The organism is Nonomuraea sp. NPDC049684 (genome assembly GCF_044465345.1).
Taxonomy (GTDB): domain Bacteria; phylum Actinomycetota; class Actinomycetes; order Streptosporangiales; family Streptosporangiaceae; genus Nonomuraea.
In genome coordinates, this window is record NZ_JBITLO010000002.1 from 369,598 (window position 1) to 382,203 (window position 12,606).

General features: G+C 73.5%; 8 protein-coding genes. 3 read left to right on the forward strand and 5 right to left on the reverse strand.

Annotation, left to right across the window (positions count from 1 at the left end; all coding sequences use genetic code 11):
- Positions 1–165 precede the first annotated feature (165 nt).
- Positions 166–2,151 (forward strand): CehA/McbA family metallohydrolase, encoded by a 1,986-nt coding sequence (locus tag ACIBST_RS07540; protein ID WP_397169920.1) that lies wholly within the window; start codon positions 166–168, stop codon positions 2,149–2,151.
- A 259-nt stretch (positions 2,152–2,410) separates the two neighbouring features.
- Here the strand turns inward: ACIBST_RS07540 and ACIBST_RS07545 are convergent, their stop codons facing one another.
- The 3 genes from ACIBST_RS07545 to ACIBST_RS07555 all read right to left on the reverse strand — a co-directional run bounded on the left by ACIBST_RS07545 (position 2,411) and on the right by ACIBST_RS07555 (position 6,828).
- Positions 2,411–5,293 (reverse strand): M48 family metalloprotease, encoded by a 2,883-nt coding sequence (locus ACIBST_RS07545; protein ID WP_397169922.1) that lies wholly within the window; start codon positions 5,291–5,293, stop codon positions 2,411–2,413.
- Positions 5,293–5,778 (reverse strand): hypothetical protein, encoded by a 486-nt coding sequence (locus tag ACIBST_RS07550; RefSeq protein ID WP_397169924.1) that lies wholly within the window; start codon positions 5,776–5,778, stop codon positions 5,293–5,295. The genes ACIBST_RS07545 and ACIBST_RS07550 overlap by 1 nt, the downstream gene beginning before the upstream one ends.
- A 189-nt stretch (positions 5,779–5,967) precedes the next feature.
- Positions 5,968–6,828 (reverse strand): alpha/beta fold hydrolase, encoded by an 861-nt coding sequence (locus ACIBST_RS07555; RefSeq protein ID WP_397169925.1) that lies wholly within the window; start codon positions 6,826–6,828, stop codon positions 5,968–5,970.
- Between the two features lie 76 nt (positions 6,829–6,904).
- On the opposite strand from ACIBST_RS07555, the gene sigJ reads away from it, so the two are divergent.
- Together sigJ and ACIBST_RS07565 are read left to right on the forward strand one after the other, a co-directional pair.
- On the forward strand, positions 6,905–7,849 hold the full coding sequence (gene sigJ, locus ACIBST_RS07560; RefSeq protein WP_397169927.1) for an RNA polymerase sigma factor SigJ: 945 nt from the start codon (positions 6,905–6,907) through the stop codon (positions 7,847–7,849).
- A gap of 103 nt (positions 7,850–7,952) precedes the next feature.
- Entirely contained in the window at positions 7,953–9,149 is a 1,197-nt protein-coding gene (locus ACIBST_RS07565) for an NAD(P)/FAD-dependent oxidoreductase (RefSeq protein ID WP_397169928.1), read from the forward strand.
- Between the two features lie 37 nt (positions 9,150–9,186).
- Here ACIBST_RS07565 and helR read toward each other — a convergent pair whose 3' ends face one another.
- Both helR and ACIBST_RS07575 read right to left on the reverse strand, forming a co-directional pair.
- Entirely contained in the window at positions 9,187–11,373 is a 2,187-nt protein-coding gene (gene helR, locus ACIBST_RS07570; protein ID WP_397169930.1) for an RNA polymerase recycling motor ATPase HelR, read from the reverse strand.
- 238 nt (positions 11,374–11,611) lie between these two features.
- Positions 11,612–12,604: a sporulation protein gene (locus ACIBST_RS07575; RefSeq protein ID WP_397169932.1), complete on the reverse strand. Its 993-nt coding sequence runs from the start codon at positions 12,602–12,604 to the stop codon at positions 11,612–11,614.
- Positions 12,605–12,606 lie beyond the last annotated feature (2 nt).

Below are 12,606 nucleotides of genomic sequence, written 5' to 3' on the forward strand. Positions count from 1 at the left end.
GCGGCGCAGCACCTTGCGAGCCCGTGGACATGCCGGGCGCGTCGATCGGCTGGAGGTCATGCTCTTCGCCGCGAAGTGGGACACAGCGGGAGATCCCTGTCAGTATGACGGTGGGTCCCCTCCGAGGAGTGTCCGATGTGTGACGATGCGTTGCTTCCTGGTCCCGTGTCCGCCGCTCTGGCCGAGTACCGCGCGCTCCGTGACGCGCACGGCCCCTGCTGGGGCGAACCGTCTCTGTCCTACGTCGTCCAGGCATGGGCGACGGTCTTCCTCGACCGCCGTTACAACTTCTACACCACCGGCCTGCGCCAACTGGCCGAGCGCTATCCCGACCTGCCCGCCGCCGAGCTGGAGGATCACCTCGGCGAGGTGGACGCCGACCGGGTGGTACGTGACGCGCTCGCCGGGGACGTCGTGGACAACCTGCCCGTGCTGCGCCTGACGCCCGGCGGCTGCGCGGTGGCGGCCGTCACGCGAATCGTGCTGGACGGCGAGCCGTTCCGTACGGCGTTGCTGCTCGACTCCAGCAGGGACGAACCGGTCACCGTGCTCGTGGACGGCACCCGGTACATGGTGGAGGCGCGCGGGGCCAAGGTGGTCGAGGTCGCCGAGTCCGTCGTCGTCGACGGGCAGCCGGTCGATCTGGCGCCGCTGAGCAGGCGGGTGGCGGCGGCCGGCGTGCGGTTGCGCGCGGGGTTCCCGTGCCGGTGGAGCGTGACGAGCGCGGACGGCCAGGGCTGGTACCCCGACGGCGCGCCACCCAAGCTGGACGCGCACCGCAGGCCGTTCTTCCACGGCGACGACCTCGTGGTCCGCGTCCCCGCCGAGCCCGTCACCGTGACCGTGGCCAGGGGGATGGAGTACGGCACCGCCGAAGTGACCGTCACTCCGCTGGCCGGCGCGGAGACGCTGGTGGAGCTGGCGCCCGAACGGCTGTACGACGCGGCCGCCCGCGGCTGGTACGGCGGCGACCTGCACGTCCACCTCAACTGGATGGGCGAGGAGCCCGCCGCGCCCGAGCTGGCCGCCGCCGCGCAGCACGGCGAGGACCTCCACGTGCTCAACCTGGTGGCGGGCAACGTGGCGGGCGAGCGCGTCTACGACGTGGAGGCGCTGGAGCAGTGGGTGGGCAAGGACCTGCCGTGGTCCGACAGCCGGCACGTGGCCAGGATCGGCGTCGAGTACCGAAACGACGTGCTCGGCCACTGCACGGCGTTCGGGCTGCGCGGGCTGCCGGGCCGCTACCACTCGGGGTTCGGCGGCGCGGCCGACTGGCCGCCCAACGCGGCGGCGTGCGAGGAGCTGAGGGCGCTCGGCGGGATCATCTCCTACGGTCACCCGTTCCACACCGCGTTCGGCGAGGACGACCCGCCGGACATCGTGCTCGATCGCGGACGGTCCTGCGCGGCCAGGGAGATCGTGGCCGACGCCGCGCTGGGTCTGATCGACTCGCTCGACGTGCTCAACCACTCCTCCGTCCTGGCCACGGCGGCCGTGTACCGCCGTCTCGTCGGCGCGGGCAACAGGCTGGCGGTGACGGCGGGGACCGACGCCGTGCTGTCGTTCTGCCGCCGCGGCACCGCCTCGGCCCCGCCCGGCTGGGAGCGCGTGTACGCCAACGTCGCCGGACCCCTCACCGCCGAGTCCTACGCCGAGGCGATCCTGCACGGCCGTACGTTCGCCACCACCGGGCCGTGGCTGGAGCTCACGGTGAACGGGCACGGCCCCGGCGACACGCTGGAGCTGCTGCCGGGGCAGGAGCTGGAGATCGTGGTCTCCACGATCGGGCCGGAGGTGGAGGAACTGGAGATCCGCACCGCTGCGGGCGTGCTCGCGCAGGGGCCTCCCGGACGGCTGACGGCCACGATGACGGCGGGCGAACCGTCGTACGTGGTGGCCGTGGCGAGCGGCGGCCCGCATCCGCGCTCGCAGCACCGGCGCGGCGCCTACGCCCACACCAGCCCCGTGTACCTCGACGTCGCGGGCGGCCACGTGGCCAGGGAGGCGGACGTGCGCTGGTGCCTGGCCTGGCTGGACCGGCTGGAGTCGATCCTGCGCGAGTCCGGCCGCTTCGACGCCCCCACGCAGGTGGACGACCACCTGGCCCTGTACGAGCGAGCCCGGCAGGTCTACCGCGACCGCCTGCCCTGACCGGAGCCCGCGGAGGAACGGGTCCGCGAAGAAGCGGGGTCGGGCGGTGGCGGAGGGGCGGGCGGGGAGATGGGGGGTGCAGATCTCCACATCGACCGGCTCATGACCCACTGCGCCGAACCGGCCTGGGGCTTCCCCTCCGTAGAAGGCGGGTGGCGGCCGTTCCGGTCGGTCTGGTGGGCTGCCTGGTCCGCGTGGTCCGGTGTGCGTGCCGACGTCGGGTGTCTGCCGGGGTGGGCCTGTAGGTGGGGGACGGGGGTCACCTGGGCATCCTGGCTGTGACCGCTTCGAGGGCCTTTCCGGCCTCGATGAGCTCCTTCATGGACGTGATGAAGAGGTCGCCGTTCTCGTCCCCCAGGCTTTTCCGGCAGTTTCGGCCTCCGTTGCCGGCCTGGGTGATGAACGTCTGCCAGAAGGCCTGGGTCTCGCGGTCGGGGGCTTCGAAGTAGCGGCCCGCGTCTCGGGCGATGTCCCCCATGTGGGTGCACAGGGGGCCGAAGATCGCCGGGTCGACGGAGCCGCGCCTGGCCTGGGCGGCGTCGTTCAGGCTCTTGGAGAGGCGTACGACATCGGCCCGGTAGCGTTCGCGCAGGTCCCATCCGCCGTGCGCCCACCATGCCTTCACCTGGAGCTGCCTGATCTCGGTGGACACCGCCGCGTCGTCGAGGCCCACCACCTGCCGCACCTGGGAGAGGGTGGCGGATCCGGGTGATTCCTGCTGCGCGGCCGCCACGAGGGGGACCGTCACCGCCGCCGCGCACAGCACAGCCGTGGCGGCTCGCCGCGCGGCGAGCCCGCCGTTCGGCCGCGGGTTGGTCCGGAGCGCGCGCACCGCGCTCCGGGTCCTGGACCGCAGCTTCCCGGGCACTGACACGATGCCCGCCGCAATGCCCGCCGCAATGCCCGCCGCGATGGCCGCCGTCATGCCCGCCGCGATGCCCGCCGCAGCCGCGGCGAGCACGAGAACGTAGCCCATGATGCTCTGCACGAGCGTCCAGGCGGGATCCGGCAGCCAGTGGCAGCGCGTCGCCAGGGTGTTGAGCGGCTGGAAGCAGCCGTCCGTGGCGGCGAGCACGAAGCGCCCGGCGAGGCCGCCCAACGCCACCACCTCGGCGGTGACCAGCGCGACGAGCAGCCGGTGACGGCTCGCGAGCACGCTCGCGACGGCGGCCGCCGCCCCGGCCGCCGCCACCAGGGCCACGAGCACCCACGCCTGGTAGACCAGGGCGTAGAAGCCGCCGCGATCCGCGGCGGGAGGCTGCCAGGTGTGCATGTATGCCATCACGGCGGCGACGGCGGCCCAGCTCGCCGGTATCCCCAGCAGCACGACCGCCAGGACCCGCCGCGGCGGCGCCCCCATGGCCGGGGCCTCCCATCGGCCGGGCCCGGTCAAGGAGCCGAGCGTCCACAAGGGCGGAGCGGTGATCGGGCGGAAGGTCCAGGCGAGCAGGGGCACCGCCCACAGGGCCATGACCGCGGAGAGCGCGAGCGGCGTGTCGAGGCTGGTCAGGAGCGGCCACACCGCGCCGATCGCGGACTGCACGGCCGGATGGTCCTGCGGCGAGGCGCCGTACAGGTCCTGGAGCATCCGGCTCATCCCGGCGGGGTCGATCGTTCCGGTGCTCGCCAGGAGCGCGCCTTCGCTCTGCCACCACACGAACCACGCGAACAGCGACAGCCACGCGGCCGCGAGCCCCAGCAGCATGGCCGGCCGGATCGTACGCCCCGGCCAGGCCCTGACCCACAGGTCGGCGCACTGCGCGGTCCACCAGGCGAAGGCCACCCCGGCGAACAGCACCAGCGCCGGCACCACCGGGTGGTCCGGCCACCACCGCAGGACCGTCATCCGGTTCAGCACCAGCTCGCCGGCCACTCCGCCGGCCCCCAGCCACAGCCCGGCGCGCACGCCGGACGGCGCACGACGCCCGGTCAGCACCGCATGGATCACGGCCCGCCACAGCGCGATCCCGGCCACACCGGTGACCAGCCCCGCCACCAGCAGGGCCGACAGCCGGCCCATCCAGGTGCCGCTCGCGACGAGGGGCAGGTAGTCCGCCACCTGGACGTCGATCAGCGGGGCGGCGGCCCCGGTCAGGAACATGGGCAGCCCCTGCACGCCGAACAGCGTCGCCGAGTCGGTGACGGCGTCGCGGCGCAGCGTCCAGCGCGGGTGCATGCGCCACAGCTCGGCGAAGGAGCCGAGCGCCCGCCGCAGCCGGCCCGTGGCCGGGACGGGCGCCGTGAACGCCAGAGAGCGCAGGTCGGCGCCCCAGCGCTGCGCGGCGAGGTCGGCGTGGATCTCCCGGCTGCGCAGGACGTCCGAGCGGGCGAGATAGACCAGGAGGATCATGCAGACCGGGAGCAGCAGGCCCCGGGTGGTGAACGCCGTCTCGCCGGGCCAGAACGGCGACCGGGCGGAGGTGGGAATGGCGGTGAGGTACCAGGCGACGTACGGGAGGAGCACGAGGACGACGAACACCCGCCACACGACGATGGTGGCGTAGGTGATGGTGAGGTCGCGGTTGCGGATGTGGGCGAACTCGTGCATCGCCCTCGCGCGGAAGCCGCCGGGATCGGCGGTCCTGCGGGCGATCAGGCCACCGTGCAGGCACACGATCGGACGGCGGTCGCTGCCGAACACCACGGCGTCGGTCGTGACCGCCGTCAGGTCCACGACGATCCTGGGCACGCGGGCCAGGCCGGCCACGGCGGCGAACTCCGCCATCCTGCGCCCGATCTCGCCGTCGTGGTCGATCGCGTCCAGCGGTACGAGGCGACGCCGCCGGATCTTCCAGTGCGGCAGGCACCGGAACAGCGCCACGGCCACCGCCGCCACCAGGACGAGCCCCAGGAGGGGCAGCCACCAGGGCGCCGCGGGCTCGTAGCGCTCCACGCAGGCCCAGTAGGCGTCGTGGTAGGCGATGATCCTGGCGGAGACGGCCCGGTCGGTGCCCTGGGAGGGGTCGCCGCCGGCGGCGAGCAGGCAGCCGTACCCGTAGCCGCCGTGATACCCGCGCGCCACGACCTGCATCATCGAACCGCTGCTCACCAGCAGCAGGGTCAGCAGCAGCACGAACCGCACGGTCGTGCCCGCGCCCATCGCCCGCTCGTCGATCCGCAGCGCGGAGGCCGTGCCCGGCATCACTGGTTCTTCGTCAGGGGGGCGCCGTCGTTCGGGCCGTCCGGTTCCGGCGCGCCGGACGGCGGTGCGGCCAGTGCGAGCCGGCCCACCACGGCGTCGGCGATGAGCCGGGCGCGACCGTCGCCGAGCCCGTGCTCCACGGCGGTCTCCAGCACCCGGCGGTGGACCTCGGCGAGCTCGTCACGGGTCAGGTCGGGGACGAAGACGGCCGCCGCCGGCCTCCGGAACACCTTGCGCAGCACGGCCTTCGTCCTGGCCGCCGCGCCGTCCACCGCCGCCGTGCCCACCCGCCGTGCGGCCTCGTCGACCATGAGCCACACCACCGGGGTCACCAGGGCGGCGATCTCGCCCAGGCCGAATCCCAGCGGCTCACGCCTGTCGTTCCGCCGGCCCAGCCGCTTGATCACGACGTCGTCGTCGAGCCTGGCCAGCCCGTCCACGAGCAGCAGTTCCTCGGGCGCGGTCGCCGCCACCACATCGCGCACGACGTCGCGGACCCTGGTCGTGGCCGCTCTGCTCGCATGACCGCCGCCGCCGGGCGAAGCCGGCCCAGGACTCATGACGCCCCTCTCCGCATCGCGTTCTGTGACGCTCCTGCCACGCTGTGCAGGGCCTCCATCCTCGCCGAAAGGGTCCGGCGGTGTGGGGGAACGCGGAAAACGGCATGAATGGCGTCATGCGCGCAGGAAGGTCAGCAGGGAGGCGGCGAGTTCGTCCGGGGCCTCCTCGGCGACGTGGTGGCCGCTGTCGATCGGGTGGCCGGTCACGTCGTCGGCCCAGGTGCGCCAGATCGCCAGCGGGTCGCCGTACAGGTCCTCCATGTCGTCCTTGGACGTCCAGAGGAACAGGGTGGGGCAGGTGAGGCGGCGGGAGGCGGCGCGGTCGGCGTCGTCGGCGGCGCGGTCCACGGTCAGGCCGGCGCGGTAGTCCTCGCACATCGCGTGGACGGTGTCCGGGTCGTGGATGGCCCGGCGGTAGTCCTCGTACGCCTCCTGGCCCATCTGCTCGGCGCTGCCCTGGTACCAGGCGTCGGGGTCGGCGTTGATGACGCGTTCGGCGGGTTTGGCGGTCTGGCCGAGGAAGAACCAGTGCCACCAGGACGCCGCGAAGCGGGCGTCGGCCCTGGCCAGCGCCTCGCCGATGGGGATGCCGTCCATCACGACCAGGCGGGTGACGGCGTCCGGGTGGTCGGCGGCCACGCGGTGGGCGACGTAGGCGCCGCGGTCGTGGCCGGCGACGGCGAAGCGTTCATGGCCCAGCGAGCGCATGAGGGCGACCATGTCGCGGGCCATGGCCCGCTTGGAGTAGGGGGCGTGGTCGGGGGTGGTGGGCGGCTTGCCCGAGCGGCCGTACCCGCGCAGGTCGGGGCAGACCACCGTGTGGTGGGGGGCCAGGAGGGGCGCGACGCGGTGCCAGGTCGCGTGGGTACGGGGGTGGCCGTGCAGCAGCAGGACGGGAGTGCCGGAGCCGCCGTACCGGACGAACAGCTCGGTCTCGCCGACGTCGATCATGCCGGTTGCGAAGTCATCGAACATCGGCCCTCTCTACCCGGGACCGTCTTGGATCAACACCGGCGTTCCACCACATAAGGGGACGTTCTAGGATCAGGCCATGCCTTTGACCGTGGACGACGTCGACCGGTTCGTGGCCGCCAGACCCCGCCTGGAGGCCATCGCCTACCGCCTGCTCGGCTCCGCCGCGGAGGCCGAGGACGCCGTGCAGGAGACGTTCCTGCGCTGGCAGTCCGCCGACACGGGCCACGTCGAGGTGCCCGAGGCGTGGCTGACGAAGGTGCTCACCAACCTGTGCCTCAACCAGCTCGGCTCCGCGCGGGCCCGCCGCGAGACGTACGTCGGGGAGTGGCTGCCCGAGCCGCTGCTGGCCGGCGACCCGATGCTCGGCCCGGCCGAGACCGCCGAGCAGCGCGAATCGGTCTCCTACGCCGTCCTCACGCTGATGGAACGCCTGTCGCCCAACGAGCGGGCGGTGTACGTGCTGCGGGCCGCCTTCGACCACTCCCACCGGGAGATCGCCGACATCCTCGACATCACCGAGTCGGCCAGCCAGCAGATCTTCCACCGCGCCAAGAGGCACGTCGCCGACGGCCGGGCCCGCACCGAGGTCGACGAGGCCGCCGCCCGGCGGATCGTCGAGGAGTTCCTGGCCGCCGCCACCAGCGGGCAGACCGAGCCGCTCGTCCGCCTGCTCACCCAGGACGCCATCGCGGTCGGCGACGGCGGCGGGAAGGTGCCGGCCCGCGCCAAGGCGTTCGTGGGCGCCGTCGCGGTCGCCAAGTTCCTGTGGGGCCTGGTCAAGCCCGGCAAGGCCAAGCGCGCCATCATGGGCGGCTCGCCCGAGATCTACCCCTGGACGGCCAACGGCGAGCCGGCCGTCGTCGCCGTCCTGGACGGCCGGGTCGTCGGCGTCATGTGCCTGGAGGTGACCCCGGAGGGCATCGCCGCGTTCCGCAACCAGGTCAACCCCGACAAGCTGGGCCGCGCGACCGAGCGCTGGGCGGCCGGCGACCACGGGGAGCCGCTGTTCAGAGCCTTCTGAGACACGGTGGAGACGGTGTGACGCGCTTCACACCGTGATCCTGTCAGGAAAACGCGGGCCGTCCGGTTCAGGTGGCGAACCCGCGTCAGACAGGAGCGAGGAAATGCAGCACCGCATCATCGTCCTCGGAGCCGGCTACACCGGTGCCGTCGCCGCCGGCCGTCTCGCCAGGCGGCTGAGCCACGAGGACGTCGCCATCACCCTCGTCAACGCCGAGCCCGACTTCGTGGAGCGCGTCCGCCTGCACCAGGTGGCGACCGGGCAGGACCTCAAGCCCCGGCCGTTCCGCGAGATGTTCGCCGGCACCGGCGTCGAGCTGCGGCTCGGGACGGTCACCGGCCTCGACGCCGACCGCGGGACCGTCACCGTCACCGGCGCGGACGGCGCCGAGGAGCTGGCCTACGACACGCTGGTCTACGCCCTCGGCAGCGGCTGGAACACCGAGGGCGTTCCCGGGACGGCCGAGCACGCCTACGACGTCGCCAGCCGGCCGGGGGCGCTGCGGCTGCGCGAGCGGCTGGCCCGGCTCGACGCCGGGCGGCGCGTGGTCGTCGTCGGCGGCGGGCTCACCGGGCTGGAGGCCGCGGCCGAGATCGCCGAGGCCCGTCCGGACCTCGACGTCGCCCTCGCCGCCCGCGGCGGTCTCGGTGACTGGCTCTCGCCGAAGGGCCGCGCGCACGTGCGGAAGGTGCTCGCCGGGCTCGGGGTGACCGTGCACGAGCACACGGCCGTCACCGGGGTCGAGGCCGACCGCGTCATCACCGACGGCGAGCCCATCCCGGCCGAGGTGACCGTCTGGACGGCCGGCTTCGCCGTGCACCCGATCGCGCGGGCGACCACGCTGGAGGTCAGCGACACCGGCCAGATCGTAGTCGACGCGACCATGCGCTCGGTCTCGCACCCGAACGTGTACGCCGTCGGCGACGCCGCCATGGCGATGGGCCCCGGCGACAAGCCGCTGCGCATGTCGTGCGCGTCGGGCATCCCGACCGCCTGTCAGGCCGCCGACTCGATCGCGGCCCGGCTGACCGGCGGGAAGCTGCCGGACACCACGCCGCACTACTTCAACCAGTGCATCTCGCTGGGCCGGGGCAACGGCCTGATCCAGTTCGTCACCGCCGACGACCGCGCCCTGCCCAGGGTGCTGACCGGGCGGGTCGCCGCCGTCTACAAGGAGCTGATCTGCAAGAGCGCCGCCTGGGGCGTCGCCAACCCGATGATGGGCAAGCCGGCCCGGCAGCGCCGCGTCGTCCGCCCGAACGCCCCGGCCGGCCCCGCCGCCGCCAGGGCGCGTGCGTGACGACGGACGGCGCGGCGCACCCGGCGGCGGGCCCCCGTCAGGGGGTCGTGAGGACGACGAGCTGCCGGGTCGCCCGGGTCATCGCCACGTAACGGTCGACCGCGCCCTCGACGCCGTCGCCGCCGTCGCCGAACCGGTCGGGGTCGACGAGGATCACCAGGTCGAACTCCAGCCCTTTCGACAGCTCCGGCGTCAGCGACCGGACCCGGGGCCGCTCCGGGAAGCCCGGGTCCCCGATCACGCAGGCGATCCCCTCGGGGTTCGCGGCGAGCCAGGCGTCGAGGATCGCGTCCAGCTCGGCGACCGGCCCGCGCTGGACCGGGATGCCGCTCTCCCGGATGGAGACCGGCACGTTGGCGTCCGGCAGGGCGGCCCTGATGACCGGCTCGGCCTCGGCCATGATCTCCGCCGGGGTCCGGTAGTTGACGCTCAGGCCGGCCAGCTCGACGCGGTCGATGCCGACCCGGCCGAGCCGTTCCGCCCACGACTCGGTGAACCCGTGCCTGGCCTGCGCGCGGTCACCCACGATGGTGAAGCTCCTGGACGGGCAGCGCAGCAGCAACATCTGCCATTCGGCGTCGGTCAGCTCCTGGGCCTCGTCCACGACGACGTGCGCGAACGGCCCGGCGAGCAGGTCCGGCTCCACGGTGGGCAGCTCCGACTCGTCCACCAGGTTGCGCTGGAGGTCCGCCCGGCGTAGCTGCGTCACCAGGCCCTCGCCGTCGTCGTCGGCCTCGATCAGGTTGTCGACGACCTGGGCCATGCGCTCGCGCTGGACGGCCAGGGCGGCCTCCTGCCGGCGCTTGCGGCGGGACGCCTCCGGGTCGCCGAGGCGCTGGCGGGCCGCGTCCAGGAGCGGCAGGTCGGAGACCGTCCAGGACTGGGCGTCCGCGCGCTGGAGCCGCCGGATCTCCTCCGGGCTGAGCCAGGGGGCGCACAGCCGCAGGTAGGCGGGGACCGTCCACAGGTCGCCGACGAGGTCGGCGGGCTCGATCAGCGGCCAGGCGCGGTTGAAGGCGGCCAGCAGCTCCCGGTTCGCGCGCAGCGACCTGCGCAGCAGCTCCGGCGAGATGCCGTCCTCGCCGTCCTCGCCGTGCTGGTCACGGGTGTCGTGCTTGTCGATGAGGATCGTGAGCAGTTCCTCCCAGATCTGGTCGCGGGCCTCGTTGTGCGGGGTGCCGGGGTCGGCGGCCTGGAACGCCTCGGCCCAGTCCTCGGCGCTCAGCCGGACGTCCGACCAGTGCGTGCTGACCGTCATGCCCTTGGCGGGCGGGTTCTCGTAGAACCTGACGGCCGGCTCGATCGCCTTCACCATGTCCGCCGACGCCTTCAGCCGCGCCACCTCCGGGTCCCGCTCGGGGACCGCCGCGGCCCCCTCGGGCACCAGGTCGCGCAGGGTGCAGGTGCGCACGCCCTCCTCCCCCAGGCTGGGCAGCACGTCGGCGACGTAGGCCAGGTAGGGCTGGTGCGGGCCGACGAACAGCACGCCGCCCCGGTGGTGGCCGAGCCGGGGGTCGGAGTAGAGCAGGTAGGCCGAGCGGTGGAGGGCGACGACGGTCTTGCCGGTGCCGGGGCCGCCGTCCACGACGAGGGCGCCGCGGGAGCCGGCCCGGATGATGGCGTCCTGGTCGGCCTGGATGGTGCCGAGCACGTCGCGCATCCTGGGCGAGCGGTTGCCGCCGAGGCTGGCGATGAAGGCGGACTGGTCGTCGAGCGCGGCGTGCCCTTCGAAGCCGTCGGCGGTGAACACCTCGTCCCAGTAGTCGCTGATCCGGCCGCGGGTCCAGCGGTAGCGGCGGCGGCTGGCCAGGCCCATGGGGTTGGCGTGGGTGGCGCCGAAGAACGGCTCGGCCGCGGGCGAACGCCAGTCGAGCAGCAGGCGGCGGCCGTCTTTGTCGGTGAGGCCGAGCCGTCCGACGTACACCGGTTCGGGGTGGTCGGCGGTGACCATGTGGCCGAGGCACAGGTCGAGGCCGAAGCGCCGCAGCGTACGCAGGCGGGCGGACAGGCGGTGGATCTCCAGGTCCCGGTCGAGCGCCTGCCGGCCCTTGCCTCCGGGGGCCATGCGTTCGGCGTCGAGGCGGGCGGACAGGTCGGCGATCGACTGCTCCAGGCTCTCGGCGAGGGCCGCGAAGTGTCTCTCGTCGACGGCGATCAGCGCCGGGTCGGCCTTGGCGGCGAGGTTGCCGGGCAGGTCGAACACGCCGGTGGTCAGGGGATTCATGTATGTGGCTCCGCTACGAGGTCGGTCTTCGCGTGGCAAGGCGTCTGGCCTCGGCGGACGATTCTGCGCCACGACGGGGGTCTTGCCGCAAGCCCCCCGGTGCGCTATACGTTAAGAGTGGAAAGGAGTAGAAGCTCCTTTTTCTGCCACTTTGCTCCGCGACACAGTCCCTGCTTCGCTTCCCGGCGCGGCGGAACCAGGGTGACCCGCCCGTGACGGGCGGATCACCGGTCGAGAATCACCAGTCGCCGTCGCCGCCCTCGTCGTCGCCTTCGAAGATCTCCTCGACGATCTCCCCCGCCACCAGGCCGCCGACCACGCCGGCGGCGCCGGCCGCGGCCACCGCGCCCCAGCCCGGCCCGCCGTGGTGCTGCTCGTGATGGCCGTAGCCATGGTGGCCGTGGTGGTCACCGTACCCGTGGTCGCCGTGGCCGTGGTGGTCGCCGTGCCCGAAGCCCCCGTGGGCGTGCGCGGCCAGGCCGGACAGCCAGCGGTCGAGCTCGGCGGCCCAGTCCGTCTGCAGGGCGTCGGCGTGGCTGACGGTGAAGCGGCCGATCGCGTCGCCGGAGTAGCGGCCGGCGCGCTTGTCGGCCTCCAGGACCACCTCCAGCCCCGCCGGGTCGGCCACGAAGGTCACTTCGAGCTCGCCGAGCACGCCGGCGTACCGGCCGGCCGGGTAGAACTCGATCTCCTGGTAGAACGGCAGCTCCTGGCGCACGCCGTACAGGCGGCCGGCCTCCAGGTCGGCGGACTTGAACGCGAAGCCGAGCTGCAGCAGCGCCTCCAGGATGCGCAGCTGGGAGGGCAGCGGCTCGACCGCGACCTCGTCGAGGTCGCCCTTGTCGACCGCCTTGGCGATGGCGAGCTCGGTGCGCACGCCCAGCGCCATGCCGTGCAGCGGCTGCCCGCCGATCTGGCTGATCGGCGCCTCCCACGGCACGCCGATCTGGAAGGGGATCGTGCGCTCCTCGCCCTGTCGCAGCACGAACGGCCCCGACACCTGGACGCGGGAGAACTCCCCCGCCCCCGCGTGCTCGCCGTCGCCGTGCTCGAACTCCACGCGGGCGACCAGGCCGAGGGTGACGTGCTCGATCTCGGCGTCGAAGTCGCCGCCCTTGAGCCGCACCTCGCCGGACAGCGTGCCGCCCGGCTGGACGCGCGGGGTCGCCAGAACGGTGTCCACCGAGGGCGCGCCGACGCCGAAGGCGCCCAGCATGCGTTTGAAGACCACGG

Bases quoted from the DNA above. Each gene is read 5' to 3' on its own strand.
- ACIBST_RS07565 (WP_397169928.1), top strand. From the start codon at position 7,953: ATGCAGCACCGCATCATCGTCCTCGGAGCCGGCTACACCGGTGCCGTC.
- ACIBST_RS07545 (WP_397169922.1), bottom strand. From the start codon at position 5,293: ATGCCGGGCACGGCCTCCGCGCTGCGGATCGACGAGCGGGCGATGGGC.
- helR (WP_397169930.1), bottom strand. From the start codon at position 11,373: ATGAATCCCCTGACCACCGGCGTGTTCGACCTGCCCGGCAACCTCGCC.
- ACIBST_RS07555 (WP_397169925.1), bottom strand. From the start codon at position 6,828: ATGTTCGATGACTTCGCAACCGGCATGATCGACGTCGGCGAGACCGAG.
- sigJ (WP_397169927.1), top strand. From the start codon at position 6,905: ATGCCTTTGACCGTGGACGACGTCGACCGGTTCGTGGCCGCCAGACCC.